The sequence below is a fragment of the Xanthomonas sp. CFBP 8445 genome, assembly GCF_025666235.1.
Classification (GTDB): domain Bacteria; phylum Pseudomonadota; class Gammaproteobacteria; order Xanthomonadales; family Xanthomonadaceae; genus Xanthomonas_A; species Xanthomonas_A indica.
This window is the reverse complement of record NZ_CP102594.1, coordinates 2,716,241-2,736,651: the sequence shown is the minus strand read 5'-3', so window position 1 is coordinate 2,736,651 and position 20,411 is coordinate 2,716,241. Positions and strand designations below refer to the sequence as shown.

At 70.1% G+C, this 20,411-nt stretch carries 24 protein-coding genes; 21 read left to right on the top strand and 3 right to left on the bottom strand.

Features of this window, described 5'->3' with window-relative positions; genetic code table 11:
• The 8 genes from kdsA to truD all read left to right on the top strand — a co-directional run bounded on the left by kdsA (nucleotide 1) and on the right by truD (nucleotide 5,777).
• The gene (gene kdsA, locus NUG21_RS11655) at nucleotides 1-831 is read left to right on the top strand and encodes a 3-deoxy-8-phosphooctulonate synthase (RefSeq protein ID WP_160946550.1); all 831 of its coding nucleotides are present in this window, start codon (nucleotides 1-3) and stop codon (nucleotides 829-831) included.
• 85 nt (nucleotides 832-916) lie between these two features.
• Nucleotides 917-1,261 (top strand): hypothetical protein, encoded by a 345-nt coding sequence (locus NUG21_RS11650; protein WP_263390930.1) that lies wholly within the window; start codon nucleotides 917-919, stop codon nucleotides 1,259-1,261.
• Nucleotides 1,262-1,348: 87 nt separating this feature from the next.
• On the top strand, nucleotides 1,349-2,641 hold the full coding sequence (eno, locus tag NUG21_RS11645) for a phosphopyruvate hydratase (RefSeq protein ID WP_263390929.1): 1,293 nt from the start codon (nucleotides 1,349-1,351) through the stop codon (nucleotides 2,639-2,641).
• 3 nt (nucleotides 2,642-2,644) lie between these two features.
• Entirely contained in the window at nucleotides 2,645-3,004 is a 360-nt protein-coding gene (gene ftsB / locus NUG21_RS11640; protein ID WP_160946552.1) for a cell division protein FtsB, read from the top strand.
• Nucleotides 3,001-3,702 carry a 2-C-methyl-D-erythritol 4-phosphate cytidylyltransferase gene (gene ispD / locus NUG21_RS11635; protein WP_242081325.1) on the top strand — a complete coding sequence of 234 codons (702 nt, stop codon included), beginning with the start codon at nucleotides 3,001-3,003 and terminating at the stop codon, nucleotides 3,700-3,702. Before ftsB ends, ispD begins: the two co-directional genes overlap by 4 nt.
• Entirely contained in the window at nucleotides 3,702-4,172 is a 471-nt protein-coding gene (locus NUG21_RS11630; protein ID WP_263390928.1) for a hypothetical protein, read from the top strand. Before ispD ends, NUG21_RS11630 begins: the two co-directional genes overlap by 1 nt.
• Before the next feature lie 40 nt (nucleotides 4,173-4,212).
• A complete protein-coding gene (gene ispF, locus NUG21_RS11625; protein ID WP_263390927.1) occupies nucleotides 4,213-4,716 on the top strand; it encodes a 2-C-methyl-D-erythritol 2,4-cyclodiphosphate synthase in 504 nt (167 codons plus the stop codon).
• Between the two features lie 44 nt (nucleotides 4,717-4,760).
• Entirely contained in the window at nucleotides 4,761-5,777 is a 1,017-nt protein-coding gene (gene truD / locus NUG21_RS11620) for a tRNA pseudouridine(13) synthase TruD (RefSeq protein WP_263393071.1), read from the top strand.
• 12 nt (nucleotides 5,778-5,789) lie between these two features.
• Here the strand turns inward: truD and NUG21_RS11615 are convergent, their stop codons facing one another.
• A complete protein-coding gene (locus tag NUG21_RS11615; protein ID WP_242159936.1) occupies nucleotides 5,790-6,323 on the bottom strand; it encodes a Smr/MutS family protein in 534 nt (177 codons plus the stop codon).
• Nucleotides 6,324-6,540: 217 nt separating this feature from the next.
• Between NUG21_RS11615 and surE the strand changes: the two genes are divergently transcribed.
• The 4 genes from surE to NUG21_RS11595 are packed head-to-tail and all read left to right on the top strand — an operon-like array spanning nucleotide 6,541 to nucleotide 9,422.
• Nucleotides 6,541-7,320, top strand: coding sequence for a 5'/3'-nucleotidase SurE (surE, locus tag NUG21_RS11610; protein ID WP_160946557.1), 780 nt, complete (start codon nucleotides 6,541-6,543; stop codon nucleotides 7,318-7,320).
• Entirely contained in the window at nucleotides 7,317-7,994 is a 678-nt protein-coding gene (locus NUG21_RS11605; RefSeq protein ID WP_026143980.1) for a protein-L-isoaspartate(D-aspartate) O-methyltransferase, read from the top strand. Before surE ends, NUG21_RS11605 begins: the two co-directional genes overlap by 4 nt.
• 19 nt (nucleotides 7,995-8,013) lie before the next feature.
• A complete protein-coding gene (locus NUG21_RS11600) occupies nucleotides 8,014-8,628 on the top strand; it encodes a YqaA family protein (protein WP_242080964.1) in 615 nt (204 codons plus the stop codon).
• A complete protein-coding gene (locus NUG21_RS11595; RefSeq protein WP_160946559.1) occupies nucleotides 8,625-9,422 on the top strand; it encodes a peptidoglycan DD-metalloendopeptidase family protein in 798 nt (265 codons plus the stop codon). Before NUG21_RS11600 ends, NUG21_RS11595 begins: the two co-directional genes overlap by 4 nt.
• A gap of 336 nt (nucleotides 9,423-9,758) precedes the next feature.
• Here NUG21_RS11595 and NUG21_RS11590 read toward each other — a convergent pair whose 3' ends face one another.
• Both NUG21_RS11590 and yhbY read right to left on the bottom strand, forming a co-directional pair.
• The gene (locus NUG21_RS11590) at nucleotides 9,759-10,133 is read right to left on the bottom strand and encodes an Mth938-like domain-containing protein (RefSeq protein ID WP_019796326.1); all 375 of its coding nucleotides are present in this window, start codon (nucleotides 10,131-10,133) and stop codon (nucleotides 9,759-9,761) included.
• A gap of 19 nt (nucleotides 10,134-10,152) precedes the next feature.
• Entirely contained in the window at nucleotides 10,153-10,458 is a 306-nt protein-coding gene (gene yhbY / locus NUG21_RS11585; RefSeq protein ID WP_010341321.1) for a ribosome assembly RNA-binding protein YhbY, read from the bottom strand.
• Nucleotides 10,459-10,524: 66 nt separating this feature from the next.
• Between yhbY and rlmE the strand changes: the two genes are divergently transcribed.
• The 9 genes from rlmE (at nucleotide 10,525) to lexA (ending at nucleotide 20,331) form a co-directional block, all read left to right on the top strand.
• On the top strand, nucleotides 10,525-11,157 hold the full coding sequence (rlmE, locus tag NUG21_RS11580; protein ID WP_019796327.1) for a 23S rRNA (uridine(2552)-2'-O)-methyltransferase RlmE: 633 nt from the start codon (nucleotides 10,525-10,527) through the stop codon (nucleotides 11,155-11,157).
• Nucleotides 11,158-11,228: 71 nt separating this feature from the next.
• Entirely contained in the window at nucleotides 11,229-13,163 is a 1,935-nt protein-coding gene (ftsH, locus tag NUG21_RS11575) for an ATP-dependent zinc metalloprotease FtsH (protein ID WP_160946561.1), read from the top strand.
• 231 nt (nucleotides 13,164-13,394) lie between these two features.
• On the top strand, nucleotides 13,395-14,300 hold the full coding sequence (folP, locus tag NUG21_RS11570; RefSeq protein WP_263390926.1) for a dihydropteroate synthase: 906 nt from the start codon (nucleotides 13,395-13,397) through the stop codon (nucleotides 14,298-14,300).
• The gene (gene miaA / locus NUG21_RS11565; protein ID WP_263390925.1) at nucleotides 14,300-15,250 is read left to right on the top strand and encodes a tRNA (adenosine(37)-N6)-dimethylallyltransferase MiaA; all 951 of its coding nucleotides are present in this window, start codon (nucleotides 14,300-14,302) and stop codon (nucleotides 15,248-15,250) included. Before folP ends, miaA begins: the two co-directional genes overlap by 1 nt.
• 119 nt (nucleotides 15,251-15,369) lie before the next feature.
• The gene (gene hfq / locus NUG21_RS11560) at nucleotides 15,370-15,645 is read left to right on the top strand and encodes an RNA chaperone Hfq (RefSeq protein ID WP_010341316.1); all 276 of its coding nucleotides are present in this window, start codon (nucleotides 15,370-15,372) and stop codon (nucleotides 15,643-15,645) included.
• Nucleotides 15,646-15,671: 26 nt separating this feature from the next.
• A complete protein-coding gene (hflX, locus tag NUG21_RS11555; RefSeq protein ID WP_242161316.1) occupies nucleotides 15,672-16,997 on the top strand; it encodes a ribosome rescue GTPase HflX in 1,326 nt (441 codons plus the stop codon).
• Between the two features lie 162 nt (nucleotides 16,998-17,159).
• The gene (locus NUG21_RS11550; RefSeq protein ID WP_160946565.1) at nucleotides 17,160-17,654 is read left to right on the top strand and encodes a CinA family protein; all 495 of its coding nucleotides are present in this window, start codon (nucleotides 17,160-17,162) and stop codon (nucleotides 17,652-17,654) included.
• A 34-nt stretch (nucleotides 17,655-17,688) separates the two neighbouring features.
• On the top strand, nucleotides 17,689-19,365 hold the full coding sequence (locus NUG21_RS11545) for an ABC1 kinase family protein (protein ID WP_263390924.1): 1,677 nt from the start codon (nucleotides 17,689-17,691) through the stop codon (nucleotides 19,363-19,365).
• 330 nt (nucleotides 19,366-19,695) lie between these two features.
• Nucleotides 19,696-20,331, top strand: a complete 636-nt coding sequence (gene lexA, locus NUG21_RS11540; protein ID WP_160946566.1) for a transcriptional repressor LexA — start codon at nucleotides 19,696-19,698, stop codon at nucleotides 20,329-20,331.
• Nucleotides 20,332-20,411 lie beyond the last annotated feature (80 nt).

Below are 20,411 nucleotides of genomic sequence, written 5' to 3'. Positions count from 1 at the left end.
ATGAAGCTCTGTGGATTCGAGGTCGGCCTGGACCAGCCGCTGTTCCTCATCGCCGGCCCGTGCGTGATCGAGTCGATGCAGCTGCAGCTCGACGTCGCCGGCAGGCTCAAGGAGATCACCGGTCGGCTGGGCATCAACTTCATCTTCAAGTCCAGCTTCGACAAGGCCAACCGCACTTCCGGCACCAGCTTCCGCGGCCCCGGCCTGGAAGAAGGCTTGAAGGTGCTGGAGGCGGTGAAGACGCAGATCGGCGTGCCGGTGCTGACCGACGTGCACGAGTACACGCCCATGCACGAAGTGGCGGCGGTGGTGGACGTGCTGCAGACCCCGGCGTTCCTGGTGCGGCAGACCGATTTCATCAAGAACGTGTGCGCCGCCGGCAAGCCGGTCAACATCAAGAAGGGCCAGTTCCTGTCGCCGTGGGACATGAAGCCGGTGGTGGACAAGGCCAAGTCCACCGGCAACGAGCAGATCATGGTCTGCGAGCGCGGCGCCAGCTTCGGCTACAACAACCTGGTCAGCGACATGCGCTCGCTGAGCGTGATGCGCGAGACGGGCTGCCCGGTGGTGTTCGACGCCACCCATTCGGTGCAGTTGCCGGGCGGGCAGGGCGGCAGTTCCGGTGGCCAGCGCGAGTTCGTGCCGGTGCTGGCGCGCGCGGCGGTCGCCGTGGGCGTGGCCGGCGTGTTCGCCGAAACCCACCCGGATCCGTCCAAGGCGCTGTCCGACGGCCCCAACGCCTGGCCCCTGGACCAGATGGAAGCGTTGCTGGAAACGCTGATGGAACTGGATGCGGTCACCAAGAAGCACGGGTTCTCGCGCTTCGCGTGAGGCTCTGGCTGCCGCCGCGGCGTCCGTCCCACGCTGGCGGGACGCGTCCTGCCGGGTCCGTGCCTGGGGCTGTGGGACGCGGGCGATGAGCGCACGCACCCGGGTCCGTTTCTCGTGGGGCCTGTGCGCGCTGCTGCTGTCGCTGCTGGCCTGGGCGGCGTTGGGCGTGGTGCTGTTCGCCTTTATCCGGGCGATGGGTCCGCCCGGCGACGGCGACCACGGCATCCTGGCCATGCAGGCCTGGATCGTGGGCGGCCTGCTGGTGCTGGCGGTCGCCGCGCTGGGCACGCTGATCGCCGCCGCGCTGGGCTGGGTCCTGCGGCGTGGCCGCGTCCTGGCCGGCGTCGGCGCCGGCCTGCTGCTGGCGATGCTGGTCCTGATCCTGCTGTTCCTCGGCGGGATCCCACTGGGCGCGGTGCGCCTCGGCTGAGGCGGCATTTGGCAAGGAACGGGCAGCCGGGGATAATCAGCCGGCATTCGTTTCCGCCCCCTCTTCCTACAGGTAACCGGCCCGCCCATGAGTACGATCCGCAGCATCCACGCCCGTGAAATCCTCGACAGCCGCGGCAATCCCACGCTGGAAGCCGATGTCATCCTGGAGGACGGTTCGTTCGGTCGTGCCGCGGTGCCCTCGGGCGCGTCCACCGGCACCAAGGAAGCGGTCGAGCTGCGCGACGGCGACAAGACCCGCTACCTGGGCAAGGGCGTGCGCAAGGCGGTGGAGAACGTCAACACCACCATCGCAAGCGCGCTGAAGGGCTTCGACGCCGCCGACCAGCAGGGCCTGGATCGCCGCCTGATCGACCTGGACGGCACCGAGAACAAGGGCCGCCTCGGCGCCAATGCGCTGCTCGGCGTCTCGCTGGCCAACGCGCATGCCATTGCCGCCTCGCGCAAGCAGCCGCTGTGGCAGTCGCTGTCCGGTGGCAACACCGCCAACCTGGCGCTGCCGGTGCCGATGATGAACATCATCAACGGCGGCGCGCATGCCGACAACAACGTCGATTTCCAGGAATTCATGGTGCTGCGGGTCGGCGCCGCCTCGTTCTCCGAGGCGCTGCGCGCCGGCACCGAGATCTTCCACGCGCTGAAGTCGGTGCTGAAGGGCCACGGCCTGTCCACCGCGGTCGGCGACGAAGGCGGCTTCGCGCCGGATTTCCGCAGCAACGTGGAAGCGCTGGACACGATCCTGGAAGCGATCGGCAAGGCCGGCTACACCGCCGGCGAAGACGTGCTGCTGGGTCTGGACGTGGCCTCCAGCGAGTTCTACGACAACGGCAAGTACCACCTGGTGGGCGAGGGCAAGCGCCTGACCAGCGAGCAGTTCGTCGACTTCCTCGCCGACTGGGCCGCGCAGTACCCGATCGTCAGCATCGAGGACGGCCTGGCCGAGGACGACTGGGCCGGCTGGAAGCTGCTCACCGACCGCATCGGCAGCAAGGTGCAACTGGTCGGCGACGACCTGTTCGTGACCAACCCGAAGATCTTCAAGCAGGGCATCGAGTCCGGCACCGCCAACGCGATCCTGATCAAGGTCAACCAGATCGGCACCCTGACCGAGACCCTGGAAGCCATCGCCATGGCCGACAAGGCCGGCTACGCGGCCATCGTCTCGCACCGTTCCGGCGAGACCGAGGACACCACCATCGCCGACATCGCCGTGGCCACCACCGCCACCCAGATCAAGACCGGCTCGCTGTGCCGCAGCGATCGCGTGGCCAAGTACAACCAACTGCTGCGCATCGAAGAAGCGCTGGGCAGCGCCGCGCGCTATGCCGGGCGCGGCGCCTTCGTCTCGCTCAAGCGATAAGCCGTGCGCAACTGGCGCTGGCTGCTGCTGGTGCTGGCGGGATTGCTGGCGTGGCTGCAGTACCGCTTCTGGCTCGGTCCGGGGAATTCCGGCGAAGTGCTGGTGCTCGAAAGTCAGGTCGAGCACCAGAAGCGCGACAACGAAGGACTGCAGCAACGCAACGCCGCGCTCGCCGCCGAGGTCAAGGATCTCAAGGACGGCGAGGCGGCGATCGAGGAGCGCGCGCGGAGCGAACTGGGCATGATCAAGCCGGGCGAAAAGTTCTACCGCGTGGTCGAGAATGCGCCGGTGTCGACGCCGGCCGGCACGGCCGCGGCTGCGCAGCCTGCGCCTGTCACGCCAGCGCCGGGCGAGCAACCCTGATGGCCACGGTCTGGGCCGTGGTCCCGGCGGCCGGCCGCGGCACCCGTTTCGGCGGCGCCACCCCCAAGCAGTATCTGCAGGCGGGCGGGCGCCCGTTGCTGGCGCATGCGCTGGAAGCGCTGCTGGCGCATCCGGCGGTGGCCGGGGCGATGGTCGCGCTGGGCGTGGACGATGCGCAGTGGCCGGGCTGGACCGAACTGGCCGGCAAGCCGGTGCTGACCTGCCTGGGCGCCGGCAGCCGCGCCGGCTCGGTGCTGGCCGCGCTGCACGCCTTGCCCGAGTCGGTGAAGGCGGACGATTTCGTGCTGGTGCACGATGCGGCGCGGCCGAACCTGGCGCTGGCCGATCTGGACCGGCTGCTGGAAGCGGGGCGCGGCGATCCGGTCGGCGCGATCCTGGCGGCGCCGGTGCGCGACACACTCAAGCGCGCCGGCGACGACGGCGGCATCGACGGCACCGAGCCGCGCGAGCGCCTGTGGCGCGCGCTGACCCCACAGTTGTTCCGGCGCATGCAGCTCAGCCGCGCGCTGGAGCAGGCCGCCGCGGCCGGCGTGGAGGTCACCGACGACGCCATGGCGATGGAGTTGCTGGGGCTGCGGCCGCTGCTGGTGGAAGGTGCCGAAGACAATTTCAAGGTCACCACGCCGGCCGACCTGGCGCGCTTCGAGTTCGAACTGTTCCAGCGGCAGAGCGGCTGATGCGGTTCGAGGACTCGGTGGCGCACGCCTGGCTGCAGCAGGCCGCGGCCGCTGCGATCGTGGTCGATGGCGACGCCATCCAGCACGAGGCCCAGGCCAACCTGTGGGCGTTCTCGCCGCGCGAGGATCAGGCCGCGGGCGTCGACGTCGCGAGCGTGGTGCGGTGTGTGGAGGCGGTCGCCGACGATCGGCAGGCCACGCTGCGCGCCCAGGGTGCGCCTTCGATGATCTTCTATTGCTGGCACGACGGGCAGGCGCGGCAGTTGCGCTTCAGCCTGGTGTCGGCGGCGCACGGCCGCCTGCCGTTTGGCGTGCCGATCCAGCAGACGTCGTTGCCGGCGCTCATTGCGCGCATCGTCCAGACCGACTGGTTCAATCCGCAATGGGGGGCAGCGGACGTGGACGACGACGCGATGCCGGCGTCCGCAGCCCTGCCGGTCTACATGCGCACGTTGCACCCCGGCGTCTGACCGCCAGGTGGCGTCGACGCTTCTCACGAACAGGATTCCCATGTCACACGGTACCTCTGCTCCTCTTTCTTTCCGCATCGGCCAGGGCTATGACGTCCACGCCTTCGGCGAGGGCGACCACATCATGCTCGGCGGCGTGCGCGTGGCGCACGAGCGCGGCGTGCTTGCCCACAGCGATGGCGACGTGGTGATCCACGCGCTGTGCGACGCCTTGCTCGGCGCGTTGGCGCTGGGCGACATCGGCCAGCATTTCCCGCCATCGGATCCGCGCTGGAAGGGCGCCGACAGCGCGCAGTTCCTCGATCACTGCGTGGGCCTGCTGCATGCGCGCGGCTGGCGCCTGGGCAATGCCGATGTCACCGTGATCTGCGAACGGCCCAAGGTCGGCCCGCACGCGCAGGCGATGCGCGAACGCCTGGCGGCGCTGCTGCAGGTCGAACTGGACTGCATCAGCGTCAAGGCCACCACCAGCGAAAAGCTGGGCTTCACCGGCCGCGGCGAAGGCATTTCGGCGCAGGCGGTGGCCTTGCTGGTGGCACTGTGAGCGAGCTGCCGCGCGCGTTCGGTGCCGCGCCGCTGCAGGCGCGCATGCGCAGCAGCGCCGAGGATTTCCAGGTCGACGAGCTGCCCGCGTTCGCGCCCAGCGGCGAGGGCGAGCATCTGTTGCTGACGGTGCGCAAGCGCGGCATGAACACCGCCTTCGCCGCGCGCCGCCTGGCGCAGTGGGCTGGCGTGGCGGAGCTGGCGATCGGCTATGCCGGCATGAAGGACCGCCATGCGGTGACCACCCAACGCTTTTCGGTGCATCTGCCCAAGCGCGTGGCGCCGCCCCTGGACAGCCTGCAGGACGCGGACCTGCAGGTGCTGGAGTCGCACTGGCACAACCGCAAGCTGCCGCGCGGCGCGCTGGCCGGCAACGGCTTCGTGCTGGTGCTGCGCGAGGTGCGCGGTGAGCGCACGGCGATCGAGGCGCGGCTGGCGCAGATCGCCGCGCGCGGGATTCCCAACTGGTTCGGTGAGCAGCGCTTCGGCCGCGACGGCGGCAACGTCGGTGCCGCGCTGGCGATGTTCGGCGGCCGCCGGGTGCGCCGCGAGCAGCGCTCGCTGCTGCTGTCGGCCGCCCGTTCGGAGCTGTTCAACCGGGTGCTGGCCGCACGCGTGGCCGCCGGCAACTGGGACAGTGCGCTGGACGGCGAAGTCTGGATGCTCGACGGCAGCCGCAGCGTATTCGGTCCGGAGCCGTGGTCGGAGGCGCTGGCCGAGCGCCTGCAGCGGTTCGACATCCATCCATCCGCGCCGCTGTGGGGTGCCGGCGAGCTGCGCAGCGCCGAGACGGCGCGTGCGCTGGAGCTGGCGGCGCTGGACGAGGCGGTGGCGCTGCGCCTGCGCGCAGGCCTGGAGCGCGAGGGACTGAAGCAGGAGCGGCGGGCGACCCGCCTGCGCGTGGCCGATCTGCAGTGGCGCTGGCTGGACGGGCAGGGCGAGGCCTTGGAGCTGCGCTTCGCACTGCCGCCGGGCAGCTACGCCACCGCGCTGCTGCACGAACTCGGCGACGTCGCCGATGCCGATCGGGAATCCGACGCCACGCCTGTTGCGTCGTCGTAACGGCGGCCTCGCTCAGCGGCGCGCCAGCAGCACCAGCATCGCGCCGGTGCCGCCCTGCGCGGTCGGCGCCGAATGGAAGGCCAGCACGTCGTTGCGCTGGCGCAGCAGGCGGTCCACCAGGTTCTTCAGCAGGGGCACGCCGCCGGATTGCAGGCCCTTGCCGTGCACGATCCGCACGCAGCCGAACTCGTGCGCGTGCGCTTCGGCCAGGAACTGCCGCAGCAGCGCCTCGGCCTGCGCGGCGGTGGCGCCGTGCAGGTCCAGTTCGTCCTGGGCCGAGAACTGGCCCTTGCGCAGGCGCTGGAACACCCGTGCCGGCAGATGCTCGCGGCGGTAGCTCGCCACGTCGCCGGCTTCCAGCGGCGCGCTCTGCCGCAGCAATTGCTGGAACTCGCCCTGCGCCTCGGCCTCGTCGCGTTCGGCCATGCGTGCGCGCGGCTTGGGGCGTGGCTTGGCATTGGCCGGCGGCGTCGCATTGAGCGGGGCCACCTTGCCGATGGCCGCGCGGAACAGCGCGGCGGGGTCTTCGTCGTCGGAATGCGCCATGCGCACAGCTTAGAGCGTGCTGCGCGGTTTGAGGTGAGTGCGGTAGCGCCGGCAGTGCCTTCGCCGCGGGGCGCGGCGTTTTCGGTGCCCAGCGTAGAAGCAGTGCCGTGTTGCCTGTGCAGCGTCCCGCGCAAAGGCCGCCATCGCGATCGTCGGCGCGCTGTCAGCGACCTGGCCGGACGCATCCGGTATCATGCACCGGTTTTCGAGGAGCACCATGCGCGTATTAGTGAGCAACGACGACGGCGTCGACGCCCCCGGCATTCGCATGCTGGCCGAGCAGTTGCGCGGCGCCGGCCACGAAGTGACGGTGGTCGCACCCGACCGCGACCGGTCCGGCGCCAGCAATTCGCTGACCCTGGATCTGCCGATCCGGCTCAAGCGCATCGACCATTACACCTGCAGCGTCGCCGGCACGCCGACCGACTGCGTGCATCTGGCGCTCACCGGCATGCTGGAGTTCGACCCGGACATCGTGGTCTCCGGCATCAACAATTCCGCCAACCTCGGCGATGACGTGATCTATTCCGGCACCGTCTCGGCGGCGATGGAAGGCCGCTTCCTCGGCCTGCCTGCAGTAGCGGTGTCGCTGGTCACCCACAACCACGAACCCAAGCATTTCCAGACCGCCGCGCGCGCGGCGGTGGAGATCGTGGCGCGGCTCAAGGCCGATCCGCTGCCGGCCGACACCATCCTCAACGTCAACGTGCCCGACCTGCCGTGGCAGGAGATCAAGGGCTTCGAGGTCACCCGGCTCGGCAACCGCCACCGCTCCGAACCCTGCCTGCCGCAGACCGACCCGCGCGGCGGCACCGTGTACTGGATCGGCCCGGCCGGGCGCGAACAGGACGCCGGCCCCGGCACCGACTTCCACGCGGTGCGCACCGGCTTCATCTCGATCACCCCGATCCAGGTCGACCTGACCCGCTACCAGGCGCTGGAAAAGGTCGCCAGCTGGGTCGGCGGCCTGACCGCCGCGCTGGACCGCCCGGCATGACCCCGCGGTTGCGCCTGCAGCCGGAAGCGATCGGCATCGGCATGACCTCGCAGCGCGTGCGCGACCGCCTGGTCGAGCGCCTGCGCGAAGCCGGCATCCGCGACGAGAGCGTGCTCAACGCGGTACGCACCGTGCCGCGGCACCTGTTCATCGACGAGGCACTGGCCTCGCGCGCCTACGAGGACACCGCGCTGCCGATCGGCCACGGCCAGACCATCTCGCAACCGTGGGTGGTGGCGCGCATGACCGAGACGGTGCTGGAAGCGGCGCCGAAGAAGGTGCTGGAAGTCGGCACCGGCTCCGGCTACCAGGCGGCGATCCTGGCCGCACTGGGCCTGGAGGTGCACACTGTCGAGCGCATCGGCGACCTGCTGCGGCAGGCGCGCAAGCGCTTCCGCCAGCTCGGCATGAACGTGCGCAGCAAGCACGACGACGGCCGCATCGGCTGGCCCGAGCACGGTCCCTTCGATGCGATCGTGGTCACCGCCGCGGCGCCGGCGCTGGTCGATGCCCTGATCGAGCAACTGGCGCCGGGCGGATGCCTGGTGGCGCCGGTCGGCGGCCCGTCCGCGCAATCGCTGATCCGCCTGCGCCGCGCTGCCGACGGCCAGATCGAACAAGACGTCCTGGCGCCGGTGACCTTCGTCCCGTTGCTGTCGGGCATGCTGGATTGACCTCCCGGAGCCGCACTGGATGAAGATTTTTGGGCCGTTGTACGAACGCGCCATCAGTTGGTCGCGGCACCGCCGCGCGCCGGCGCTGCTGACCGGGCTCAGTTTTGCCGAGGCCATCGTGTTCCCGGTGCCGCCGGAGGTGATGCTGGCGCCGATGTCACTGGCGCAGCCGCGGCGCGCGCTGTGGTTCGCCACGCTGAGCCTGCTCGGCTCGCTGGCCGGCGCGATGATCGGCTACCTGCTCGGGCATTTCGCCTTCGCCGCGGTGCAGCCGCTGATCGAATGGCTGGGCTGGACGCAGAAGATCGACGCGCAGGTCAGCCACCTGCGCGAGGTCATAGCCGAGTCGCCGTGGCGCGCGTTCTGGCTGTTGGTGCTGGCCGGGTTCACGCCGATCCCGCTGAAGATATTCACCTGGGCCTCAGGCATCGTCGGGGTGCCGCTGCTACCGTTCCTGGCGAGCATGCTGGTCGGGCGCGGCAAGCGCGTGTACCTGGTGGCCGGAGCGATTCGCCTCGGCGGGCCGCGCGCGGAAGCCGCGTTGCGCCGCTGGATCGAGCCGCTCGGCTGGGTCGCCTCGGCGATCCTGGCGCTGCTGGTGGTGTGGGTCATATGGAGAGCCAAGTTCGGATGAGCGTCGATCGGGTGGTGCGGAACGGCCTGCGTTGCGGCCTGGGTGTGCTGGTGGCGGTGGCGCTCGGCGCCTGCAGCAGCGCCACGGTGGTCCGCACCCCCGGCGGTGCGCCCGTACGCGGCAGCGCCGCCTCGGCGCCGCGGGTGTCCGTGCCCAAGCCCGGGGTCAGCGCCACCGTGCGCCGCGGCGACACGCTGTATGCGATCGCCCGTGCCAACAACATCACCCCGCAGGACCTGGCGGGCTGGAACGGCCTGCAGCCGCCGTACACGATCTACCCGGGGCAATCGCTGCGGCTGTATCCGCCCGGCGGCGCGGGTGCCGCGCGGCCCGGCAGCGGCACCGCGGTAGTACCGCCGGCTGCCGGCACGGCAGCGGCGGCGCGGCCGCCGGTCGCCGCGGCGCCGACACCGGTCAGTAGCGGGTTCTCCTGGCGCTGGCCGGCCGATGGCGTGGTGGTCAGCCGCTTCGTCAGCGGCGAAACCACTAAGCAGGGCGTGGACATCGCCGGCAGCAACGGCGAAGCGGTGCGGGCCGCCGCCGATGGCGTGGTGGTGTATTCCGGCGCCGGCCTGGTGGGCTATGGCGAACTGATCATCGTCAAGCACAACGAACAGTGGCTGTCGGCCTACGGCCACAACCGCAAGCGCCTGGTCAACGAAGGCCAGAACGTCAAGGCCGGCCAGCAGATCGCCGAGATGGGCCACAGCGGCGCGGCGCGCGACATGCTGCACTTCGAGATCCGCTACAACGGCAAGCCGGTCGACCCGCTGCTATATCTTCCGCCGAAGTAACCGGTCGCATCCTCAAGCGGACGGATCCCCGGCCCGGCGCAGCGCGCCGGGCGTTCGCCAACGGCGCGGCCCAGTGGGCCGCAAGCGCCGCCGGCTCAGCCGCTACAACGGCAAGCCGGTCGACCCGCTGCTGTACCTTCCGCCGAAGTAACGCCGGCGCGACCAATGGGCTGCCGCCCTGGCGCAGCGTGTAGCCGGTCCTCATCTCCGGCTTTCGTAGGAGCGGCTTCAGCCGCGACCGGGGGTCTAGCGAATGTCACAGGTCGCGGCTGAAGCCGCTCCCACGGGAGTGAATGTCTGTGGAGGGCGTGGGACGGGTTCGCAGAGACGCCTGGCTCAGCCTTCGAGCAGGAACCCCACCGCCACGCGCCGGCCTTCGGCGGCCAGCACGTTGTAGGTGCGCGCCGCGGCCGCGTTGCTCATCACTTCGATGCCGATGCCGCGGGTCAGGAACAGCGCCATCACCGCCGCAGCGGGAAACACCTGGCGTTCGCCGGTGCCGAGGATCACCAGGGCGGGGTTGAGCGCGAGCAGCGGCTGCAGATGCTGCGGCTGCAGGTCGCCGGCCAGCGGCGCCTGCCAGTCCTCGACCAGGGTGTCCGGGGCGAGGATGAAGCTGCGGGTCAGCAGCCGGTCGTTCACCTTGGCCTGGCGGCCGTCGGCCATGCGCAGGGCGTAGGCGTAGTCGGGCAGGTCCTGGGTCAGTTGCATGGGGTCACCGAAGGCGCGCTCAGGCGCGCGGCAGCACGATCTGCCGGTCTTCCTTGGCCGGGCGATACAGGATCGCGGTATGGCCGATCCGCTGCACCAGCACGCTGTGCGACTGTTCCACCAGGCTGCCGATGGCGGCGTCGCGGGCCTCGCGGTCGTCGCCGCCGACCTTCACCTTGACCAGTTCGTGGCGCTCCAGCACCTCGTCCAGTTCGGCCAGGAAGGCCGGGGTGACGCCCTTGCTGCCGATCTGCAGCAGGGGTTTGAGGTCGTGGGCCAGGCCGCGCAGGAAGCGGTTCTGGGCCGAGGTCAGGCTGATCGACATGCAGGTGGGAGCAGGGTTGGCAAGGGCGATCAGGGTATCATGGCCGCCCCTCCCGACCGTGCGTCCATGGCCACCCGCAGCAAAAGCAGCCAACGCTGGCTCCGCGAACATTTCGCCGATCCCTTCGTGAAGAAGGCCCAGGCCGAAGGCATGCGCTCGCGCGCGGCCTACAAGCTGGAGGAGTTGCTGCAGCGCGACAGGCTGCTGAAGCCGGACATGGTGGTGGTCGATCTCGGCGCTGCCCCCGGCGGCTGGTCGCAGCAGGTGCGCAAGTCGATGGGCGACCGCGGCCGGGTCCTGGCCCTGGACATCCTGGAGATGCCGCCGCTGGCCGGCGTGGAGTTCCTTCACGGTGACTTCAGGGAGGAGGCGGTGCTATCGCAATTCGAGGCCATGCTGGGCGACACCCCGGTGGACCTTGTGCTGTCGGATATGGCCCCCAATAAGAGCGGAATGGATGCGGTCGACCAGCCGCGGATGATGCATCTGGCGGAATTGGCGATGGCATTCGCCGACAGCCACCTGAAGCCGAATGGCGCGTTCCTGATCAAGCTGTTCCAGGGCGTGGGGTTCGACGACTACATTCGCGACATGCGCCGCCGCTATGAAAAGGTGACCATCCGCAAGCCGGCCGCGTCGCGCAAGCGCTCGCCGGAGGTCTACGCCCTCGGACAGGGCAAGCGCGCCCAGATCAAGTAAGCTGAACGCAAGGCTGAACCCGCAATGCCACGCATCGAGACAGAGTTGAAGGGACACCGGAGCCAATGAGGATGAACGACTTGACCAAGAATCTGCTGTTGTGGGTAGTCGTCGCCGTCGTGCTGATGGTGGTGTTCAATAGCTTCTCGCCGCGTCTCGCCGGCGGCGCGGGCGTCGACAACGTGACCTACTCCCAGTTCCTGAAGGACGTGGATGCCGGGCGGGTGAAGTCGGTCGATTTCACCGACGCCACCAACCTTTCGGTCAACGCGATCCGCTTCAAGCGCGCCGACAACAGCGAGGGCATGGTCTATGGCCCGAGCGACGACAAGCTGATCGACGTGCTGTACAGCAAGAACGTGGACATCACCCGGCAGAAGCCGGACAACGGCCCGAGCTTCTGGTCGCTGGTGCTGAACTTCCTGCCGGTCATCCTGATCATCGGCTTCTGGCTGTTCATCATGCGCCAGATGCAGGGCGGTGGCGGCGGCGCCAAGGGCGCGATGTCCTTCGGCAAGTCGCGGGCCAAGCTGCAGGGCGAGGACCAGATCAAGATCACCTTCGCCGATGTCGCCGGCTGCGACGAGGCCAAGGAAGAGGTCGGCGAACTGGTCGACTTCCTGCGCGACCCGACCAAGTTCACCAAGCTCGGCGGCAAGATTCCGCGCGGCGTGCTGATGGTCGGCCCGCCGGGTACCGGCAAGACCCTGCTGGCCAAGGCCATCGCCGGCGAGGCCAAGGTGCCGTTCTTCAGCATCTCCGGTTCGGACTTCGTGGAAATGTTCGTGGGCGTCGGTGCCAGCCGCGTGCGCGACATGTTCGAGCAGGCCAAGAAGCACGCGCCGTGCATCATCTTCATCGACGAAATCGATGCGGTGGGTCGTCACCGCGGCGCCGGCCTGGGCGGCGGTCACGACGAGCGCGAGCAGACCCTCAACCAGTTGCTGGTGGAGATGGACGGCTTCGAGGGCGGCGAGGGCGTGATCGTGATCGCCGCGACCAACCGTCCGGACGTGCTGGATCCGGCGCTGCTGCGCCCGGGCCGTTTCGACCGCCAGGTCGTGGTCGGCCTGCCGGACGTGCGCGGCCGCGAGCAGATCCTCAAGGTGCACATGCGCAAGCTGCCGCTGGCCGACGACATCGAGCCGATGGTGATCGCCCGCGGTACCCCGGGTTTCTCCGGCGCCGACCTGGCCAACCTGTGCAACGAGGCGGCCCTGTTCGCCGCGCGCGAGTCGGTCAAGGAAGTGCGCATGGATCACTTCGATCGCGCCCGCGACAAGATCCTGATGGGCGCCGAGCGCCGCTCGATGGCGATGAGCGAGGACGAGAAGACGCTGACCGCCTATCACGAGGCCGGCCACGCCATCGTCGGCCGCCTGGTGCCCGAGCACGACCCGGTCTACAAGGTCACGATCATCCCGCGCGGCCGCGCGCTGGGCGTGACCATGTACCTGCCCGAGGGCGACAAGTATTCGATGAACCGCGTGGCGATCGAATCGCAACTGTGCTCGCTGTATGGCGGCCGCGTCGCCGAAGAACTGATCTTCGGCACCGACAAGGTCACCACCGGTGCGTCCAACGACATCGAGCGAGCGACCAAAATGGCGCGCAACATGGTCACCAAGTGGGGCCTGTCCGATGAGCTCGGCCCGATCGCCTACGGCGAGGAGGACGACGAGGTGTTCCTGGGCCGTTCGGTGACCCAGCACAAGAGCGTCTCCGACGACACCGCGCGGCGCATCGACGAAGTGGTGCGGTCGATCCTCGACAAGGCGTATGCCAAGACCACCCAGATCCTCACCGAGAATCTGGACAAGCTGCACACCATGTCGCAGTTGCTGCTGCAGTACGAAACCATCGACGCGCCGCAGATCGACGCGATCATGGAAGGCCGCGACCCGCCGCCGCCGATGGGCTGGAACAGGTCCGGCAAGGACGGCGGCAACGACAAGGGCAATTCGCGGCCACTGCCGCCGATCGCCGGGCCCGCCGAACAGGTCTAAGTGCGGCGAACCTGCAAGTACCGAAAAGCCAGGGAGCGATCCCTGGCTTTTTTGTCGCTGGCCGCTGCCGATGCCGCCGGCTCGTCGTCTGCTTGAGGGTGCGCGACAATGGCGGCTTGATTCACGACCCGCTGCCATGCGCGGCGCGCGCCGCATCCGCGAACCCACGTTGCGGCCATCGCCGGCGCCGTGCTCGCCGCAGGCGGCGGCCATCCTCCAGGAGATCTGCCGATGTTCGACACCTCGCCCAGCCTGCAGTGCGGCGCCCACCGGCTGCTGCTCGATCGCCCGCGGGTGATGGGCATCGTCAACGTCACCCCGGACTCGTTTTCCGACGGCGGCGCGCACGCCAGCGTGGACGCGGCGCTGGCGCATGGCCTGCGCCTGGCCGCGGAGGGCGCCGACCTGCTGGACATCGGCGGCGAGTCGACCCGCCCAGGCGCGACCCCGGTGCCGGTGGAAGAGGAACTGCGGCGGGTGATCCCGGTGATCGAGCGGCTGGCCGCGCAGACCGCGCTGCCGCTGAGCGTGGACACCTTCAAGCCGGAGGTGATGCGCGCCGCGGTCGCCGCCGGCGCCGGCATGATCAACGACGTGCAGGCCCTGCGCCAGCCCGGCGCGCTGGATGCCGCCGCGGAACTGGGGGTGCCGGTGGTGCTGATGCACATGCCCGCCGATGCCTACGCCGCCGGCAGCGCGCCCGGCTACGACGACGTGGTCGGCGAGGTGCACCGGTTCCTGGCCGAGCGCATCTTCGCCGCGGAGATGGCCGGGATCGACAAGCGGCGCATCCTGGTCGATCCGGGCTTCGGCTTCGGCAAGAGCACCGCCGACAACCTGCAGTTGCTGGCGCAGTTGGCGCGGCTGGTCGAGTTGGGCGTGCCGGTGCTGGCCGGGCTGTCGCGCAAGCGCAGCATCGGCGAGCTGACCGGGCGCGAGGCGCCGGAGCAGCGGGTGGCCGGCTCGGTCGCCGCGCACCTGCTGGCCGCGCAACGCGGTGCCACGCTGCTGCGTGTGCACGACGTCGCCGCCACCGTCGACGCGCTGAAGGTCTGGCAGGCGCTGCAGGCGCTGCCGTTGCCGCGCGCCACCGGCTCGTCCGCCGCAGCGGCGATCTGCTGGCCGGACGAGGACTGATGGCGGCCGACCGGCGCCCGCGCGCGATCGCGCTGATGGGCCCGACCGCCTCGGGCAAGACCGCCGCGGCGATCGCCCTGGCCGAACGCTACGGCGGTGAGATCGTCAGCGTCGACTCGGCGCTGGTCTACCGCGGCCTGGACATCGGCGCGGCCAAACCCGATGCGGCCGAGCGCGCGCGGGTGCCGCACCATCTGCTGGACCTGCGCGATCCCTGGCAGCCCTATTCGGCGGCCGAGTTTGCCGCCGACGCGCGCGCCGCGCTGGAGGCGGTCGTCGCCCGCGGCCGCCTGCCGATCCTGGCCGGCGGCACCGGCCTGTACTTCCAGGCGCTGCTGGAGGGGCTGGCGCCGATGCCGGCGGCCGACCCGCAGCTGCGTGCGGCGCTGGCCGCGCGTGCGCAGGCCGAAGGCTGGGCGGCGCTGCACGCGGATCTGCAGCGGGTCGATCCGCTGGCCGCGCAGCGCATCCGCCCCGGCGACGCCCAGCGCATCCAGCGTGCGCTGGAGGTGTACCGGCTCAGCGGCCGGCCGATCAGCGCATGGCAGGCGGATCCGGGGCCGCCGCGGTTGCCGCTGCGGGTGCTGAAGCTGGTGCTGGCGCCGGCCGAGCGCGCGGTGCTGCACGGGCGCATCGAAGCCCGCTTCGACGCGATGCTGGAGCAGGGCTTCCTGGAGGAAGTGCGCGCCCTGCGCGCGCTCCCTGGGATGCAGGCGGTCGCGCAGCCGCTGGCGCTGCCGGCGGTGCGCGCGGTCGGCTACCGCCAGGCCTGGGAGTACCTGGACGGCATCGGCAATGCGGCGGATTTTCGCGCCCGCGGCATCGCCGCCACCCGGCAACTGGCCAAGCGCCAGTTCACCTGGCTGCGCGGCGAGCAGGACGCCCGCTGGTTCGACCCGGCGTGTGACGCCGGGCGCCTGCGGGCGGCCGTGGACGCCTTCCTCGGCTGATCCGGCGGCCGGTCGCGCTGTGCTGGCGCCCGCGGTTGTGTAACATCGACGTTCCGGACCACGGCAGGGGAGCTGCAGTGCCGTCCCGGATAATAAAAACAATAATTTGGGAGTGAAGCATGTCCAAGGGGCAATCCTTGCAGGATCCTTTCCTCAACGCGTTGCGTCGCGAACGGGTGCCTGTCTCGGTGTATCTGGTCAACGGCATCAAGCTGCAGGGCACGATCGAGTCGTTCGATCAGTTCGTGGTCCTGCTGCGCAATACCGTCAGCCAGATGGTCTACAAACACGCCATTTCCACCGTGGTGCCGGCGCGCAACGTGCGCGTGGGACCGGGCGGCGGTTATGTGCAGCAGAACGAAGGTGGCAGTGCGGGTGATGACGAAGTCGAGTAGTTCGGTGGTAAAGAGCGGAGCCGCGGGTGTTTGATCGGTCCCGCCGCGGCGAACACGCACTGCTGATCCAGCCCTACGCGGGCGGTCCGTTGGAAGACGATGTGCTGGAAGAGTTCGCCGACCTGGCGCGCTCGGCCGGCGCCAGCATCGCCGCCACCGTGACCGCGCGTATCGACAAGCCGAGTCCGGCGACGCTGATCGGCAGCGGCAAGCTGGAGGAGGTCAAGGCCGCCGCCGACGCCAGCGGCGCCGACCTAGTCCTGGTCAACCACGCGCTCAGTCCCGGCCAGGAGCGCAACCTGGAGAAGATCCTGGAGCGGCGGGTGATCGACCGCACCGGGCTGATCCTGGACATCTTCGCCCAGCGCGCGCGCAGCCACGAAGGCAAGCTGCAGGTCGAGCTGGCCCAGTTGCGGCACATGGCCACGCGGCTGGTGCGCGGCTGGACCCACCTGGAGCGCCAGCGCGGCGGTTCGATCGGCCTGCGCGGGCCCGGCGAAACCCAGCTGGAGACCGACCGCCGCCTGCTGCAGAAGCGGGTGGAGCAGTTGCAGAAGCGGCTGGAGAAGGTCGAGGTGCAGCACACCCAGATGCGCCGTGCGCGGGTGCGCAGCGAACTGCCGCGGATCGCGGTGGTGGGCTATACCAACGCCGGCAAGTCCACGCTGTTCAACGCCCTGACCGGCGCCGAGGCCTACGCTGCCGACCAGTTGTTCGCGACCCTGGACCCGACCGTGCGGCGCATCGCATTGCCTGGCGGCAACGCGATGCTGGCCGACACCGTCGGCTTCGTGCGCAACCTGCCGCACGAACTGGTCGCGGCGTTCCGCTCGACATTGTCCGAGGCCCGCGAAGCCGATCTGCTGCTGCACGTGGTCGATGCCGCCGACCCGTTGCGCGAGGAGCGCATCGCCCAGGTCGACGAGGTGCTGCACGCGGTCGGCGCCGGCGAACTGCCGCAGTTGCTGGTATTCAACAAGATCGACCGTATCGACGGCGCCGAGGTGCGCCACGATGCGCAGGACGGCGTGCCGGACACGGCGCGGCGCGAGCGGGTGTGGATCTCCGCACGCGACGGCCGCGGCCTGGACCTGCTGCAGCACGTGCTCGGCCAGCGCCTGGGCCTGCGCCACGTGCAGGGCAGCCTGCGCCTGCCGCCCAGCGCCGGACGCCTGCGCTCGCAACTGCATCAGTTGCAGGTGATCCGCAGCGAGCAGGCCGACGAGGACGGTTGGCTGCTGCAGGTGGACATCCCGATCACCGAGGCCGAGCGCCTGGCCGCCGCGGCCGACGGCGCGCCGATCCGGGCGCTGCTGCCGCCGCGCGAGCAGGAGGAGTGGCAGCAGCGCTAGCGGTGCGCGGTGCGTCGGGCCGCCAAGGTCGAGCGAGTGACGGCCGGCGTGGCAGCTACACCTGCGCCGCGTCGGCTGACGCCCAGCCGTCCGCCGGCGCGCGCAGGCGCGACAGCCACGGCGAATTGGGCTACAAAGCGCACTGGTTTCCCGAGCTGTGCCATGACGCTTCCCACCGATTCGGAGTTGTTGCAACAGGCCACCGCGCTCAGCGACCGCTTGCGCACCGCGCGCGAGCGCCTGGTCACCGCCGAAAGCTGCAGCGGCGGCTGGATCGCCAAGGTGATGACCGACGTCGCCGGGTCCTCGGCCTGGTTCGACTGCGGCATCGTCGCCTACAGCTACGAGGCCAAGCAGGCGCTGCTGGGCGTGCGCCCGCAGACGCTGGAGCATCACGGCGCGGTCAGCCGCGAGACGGTGATCGAGATGGTGTCCGGGGCGCTGGTCAATTCCGGCGCCAGCGTCGCGGTGGCGGTCACCGGCATCGCCGGCCCCGGTGGCGGTTCGGCCGACAAGCCGGTCGGCAGCGTGTGGCTGGGCTGGAAGCGCCGCGGCGGCTACGCCAGCGCGCAGTTGTTCCATTTTCCGGGCGACCGCGATGCGGTGCGCCGGCAGACCGTGGCCGCGGCCCTGCACGGCCTGGACGCGTTGCTGTGATCATGGCCGCGCGCCTTCCCCGAGGATGAGCGCGATGTGGGAGGCGTTGAGCACCGTCCGCGACCTGGGGCGTCTGCAGGAAATCGCCTCGGTGCTGATCCGCTACGGGTTCGGCGACGTGGTGCGGCGCATCGGCATGGCCGACGTGCTGGAACGCGCCGGGCGCCTGCTGCACTGGCACAACGCCGAGGAGATGCTGCGCATGTCGGCGCCGCAGCGGGTGCGGCGCGCCCTGCAGGATCTCGGCCCGACCTTCGTCAAGCTGGGCCAGGTGCTGGCCACGCGCGTGGACCTGCTGCCGCCGGAGTGGATCGACGAACTCGGCGAACTGCAGAACGCGGCGCCGGCGCTGGATTATCCGCAGATCCTGCCGCAACTGATCGAGGCGCTCGGCGAGGCGCCGACGGCGATCTTCGCCGAGGTCGAGGAAGCCCCGCTGGCCGCCGCCTCGCTGGCGCAGACCCATCGCGCCTGGCTGCACGACGGCACCGCGGTGGTGATCAAGGTGCGTCGCCCCGGCATCCGCGAGGTGATCGAGGCCGACCTGCGACTGCTGGCGCGGCTGGCCGAGATCGTCGAGGCGCGCGCGCCGGACCTGAAACGCTACCGCCCGGCCGCGGTGGTGCACCAGTTCACCCTGTCGCTGCGCCGCGAGCTGGATTTCGCCGGCGAATGCCGCAACGCCGAGCGCATCGCCGCCAACTTCCAGGGACACGACGAGATCGTGATCCCGCGGGTGCATTGGCAGTGGACCTGCGAGACGCTGAACGTGCAGGACTTCGTCGCCGGCATCGGCGGTCGCGACCTGGCCGGGGTCGAAGCCGCCGGCCTGGACCGGCGCCCGCTGGCGCGCACCGGTGCCGACATCGTGCTGAAGATGGTGCTGGAGGACGGCTGTTTCCACGCCGATCCGCATCCGGGCAACATCTTCTACCTGCCCGGCGAGCGCATCGCGGTGATCGACTTCGGCATGGTCGGGCGCATTTCCGAGCAGCGCCGCTACCAGGTGGTGCAACTGCTGCACGGGCTGGTCACCCAGGACGCCGAAGCGGTGGCCGACATCCTGCTGGAGTGGACCGACGGCGAGGTCGAGGTCGACGAGGCGCGCCTGCAGTTGGAGATCGCCGCGTTCGTCGACCAGTACCGCGGCGTGCCGCTGAAGGACCTGCGGGTGGGCGCCATGCTCGGCGACGTCACCGCGTTGCTGCGCCAGCACGCGCTGGCGCTGCCGGCCGACCTGGCACTGATGATCAAGACCTTCCTGACCCTGGAAGGGGTGGGGCGCCAGCTCGATCCGGACTTCGACATGGCCGGCGCCGCCGCCCCGTACCTGGAGCGGGTGATGCTGCAGCGGTTCGCGCCGCGGGCGATGGCCCGGCGCGGCCGGCGCACCGTACTGGGCGCGCTGGAGCTGCTCGGCGACCTGCCGCGCGACACGCGCCGGCTGCTGCAGGCGGCGCGCCGCGGGCGCCTGCAGTTGAACGTGGAGACCGGTTCGCTGAAAGGCTTCGGCGACCAGGTCAACCGCGCCGCCAACCGCCTGACCATGGGCATCGTCACCGCCGCGCTGATCATCGGCTCGTCGATCGTGATGAACAGCGTCGGCGGCATTTCCAGCCGCTGGCTGCTGGCGATCGGCGTCTGCGGCTTCATCGGCGCGGCGCTGTCGGGCGTGTGGATCCTGTTCTCGATCTGGCGCAGCGGGCGCTGAGCGCGGCACACACCGTCGAGCACGCTCCGCCGCATGGCGTCGAGGCTGGTGGGTCGGGCACCGCGCCGCGTCTACGAGCCAGCGCACACGTACTCCCACTGTGGGAGGGGCTTCAGCTCCGACGCGATGTGGCCAAGTCGCTCTGCCCACAGCGCTACGACGAGATGCAGAGCTGCCTACAAGGACGCGCGAAGCAGAGGCCGAGAGGCCCTGCCAGCGACGGCAGGCTGCCGTGCGGACCTGCCCAAGCCGCCGGCAACGCTGCGCACCGGCACTCCGGTTCCACACGCCAGTTGCTCGCCAGTCGATTTAGTAGTATTACTACTAACCATGGACCTGACCGAAACCCAGCAGGCGATCCTCGACCTGATCGCCGAGCGCATCGAACACGATGGCGTGCCGCCGTCGCAGACCGAGATCGCCCGTGCCTTCGGCTTCAAAGGCGTGCGCGCGGCCCAATACCACCTGGAAGCGCTGGAACAGGCCGGCGCGATCCGCCGCGTGCCCGGGCAGGCGCGCGGCATCCGCCTGCTCGGCGGGGCGGCGACCCCGCCGCCGGCGGCACAGGTGGACAGCGCCGACGTGCTGCGCCTGCCGGTGCTCGGGCGCGTCGCCGCCGGCCTGCCGATCGGCGCGGACATCGGCTCGGACGACTTCGTGGTGCTGGACCGGGTGTTCTTCTCGCCGGCGCCGGACTATCTGCTGAAGGTGCAGGGCGACTCCATGCGCGACGAAGGCATCTTCGACGGCGACCTGATCGGCGTGCACCGCACCCGCGATGCCCGCTCCGGGCAGATCGTGGTGGCACGCATCGATGAGGAGATCACGGTCAAGCTGCTGAAGATCGGCAAGGACCGCATCCGCCTGTTGCCGCGCAACCCGGACTACGCGCCGATCGAGGTGTTGCCGGATCAGGAGTTCGCCATCGAAGGCCTGTACTGCGGCCTGCTGCGCCCCAATCGCTGATGCCGCGCGTGGAACAGGGCATGCACTACAGCGCCGGCCGGACTTTTCCGACCCCAGATATCGCCATTCGCCGCTGCCGC

Excerpts from the sequence above, each read along its gene's own strand:
- eno (WP_263390929.1), top strand. The coding sequence starts at position 1,349 with ATGAGTACGATCCGCAGCATCCACGCCCGTGAAATCCTCGACAGCCGC.
- surE (WP_160946557.1), top strand. The coding sequence starts at position 6,541 with ATGCGCGTATTAGTGAGCAACGACGACGGCGTCGACGCCCCCGGCATT.
- lexA (WP_160946566.1), top strand. The coding sequence starts at position 19,696 with ATGGACCTGACCGAAACCCAGCAGGCGATCCTCGACCTGATCGCCGAG.
- hfq (WP_010341316.1), top strand. The coding sequence starts at position 15,370 with ATGTCCAAGGGGCAATCCTTGCAGGATCCTTTCCTCAACGCGTTGCGT.
- NUG21_RS11650 (WP_263390930.1), top strand. The coding sequence starts at position 917 with ATGAGCGCACGCACCCGGGTCCGTTTCTCGTGGGGCCTGTGCGCGCTG.
- folP (WP_263390926.1), top strand. The coding sequence starts at position 13,395 with ATGTTCGACACCTCGCCCAGCCTGCAGTGCGGCGCCCACCGGCTGCTG.
- truD (WP_263393071.1), top strand. The coding sequence starts at position 4,761 with ATGCGCAGCAGCGCCGAGGATTTCCAGGTCGACGAGCTGCCCGCGTTC.
- yhbY (WP_010341321.1), bottom strand. The coding sequence starts at position 10,458 with ATGTCGATCAGCCTGACCTCGGCCCAGAACCGCTTCCTGCGCGGCCTG.
- NUG21_RS11615 (WP_242159936.1), bottom strand. The coding sequence starts at position 6,323 with ATGGCGCATTCCGACGACGAAGACCCCGCCGCGCTGTTCCGCGCGGCC.
- ispF (WP_263390927.1), top strand. The coding sequence starts at position 4,213 with ATGTCACACGGTACCTCTGCTCCTCTTTCTTTCCGCATCGGCCAGGGC.
- NUG21_RS11590 (WP_019796326.1), bottom strand. The coding sequence starts at position 10,133 with ATGCAACTGACCCAGGACCTGCCCGACTACGCCTACGCCCTGCGCATG.
- miaA (WP_263390925.1), top strand. The coding sequence starts at position 14,300 with ATGGCGGCCGACCGGCGCCCGCGCGCGATCGCGCTGATGGGCCCGACC.
- NUG21_RS11605 (WP_026143980.1), top strand. The coding sequence starts at position 7,317 with ATGACCCCGCGGTTGCGCCTGCAGCCGGAAGCGATCGGCATCGGCATG.
- rlmE (WP_019796327.1), top strand. The coding sequence starts at position 10,525 with ATGGCCACCCGCAGCAAAAGCAGCCAACGCTGGCTCCGCGAACATTTC.
- NUG21_RS11550 (WP_160946565.1), top strand. The coding sequence starts at position 17,160 with ATGACGCTTCCCACCGATTCGGAGTTGTTGCAACAGGCCACCGCGCTC.
- kdsA (WP_160946550.1), top strand. The coding sequence starts at position 1 with ATGAAGCTCTGTGGATTCGAGGTCGGCCTGGACCAGCCGCTGTTCCTC.
- NUG21_RS11600 (WP_242080964.1), top strand. The coding sequence starts at position 8,014 with ATGAAGATTTTTGGGCCGTTGTACGAACGCGCCATCAGTTGGTCGCGG.
- NUG21_RS11630 (WP_263390928.1), top strand. The coding sequence starts at position 3,702 with ATGCGGTTCGAGGACTCGGTGGCGCACGCCTGGCTGCAGCAGGCCGCG.
- NUG21_RS11545 (WP_263390924.1), top strand. The coding sequence starts at position 17,689 with ATGTGGGAGGCGTTGAGCACCGTCCGCGACCTGGGGCGTCTGCAGGAA.
- NUG21_RS11595 (WP_160946559.1), top strand. The coding sequence starts at position 8,625 with ATGAGCGTCGATCGGGTGGTGCGGAACGGCCTGCGTTGCGGCCTGGGT.
- ftsH (WP_160946561.1), top strand. The coding sequence starts at position 11,229 with ATGAACGACTTGACCAAGAATCTGCTGTTGTGGGTAGTCGTCGCCGTC.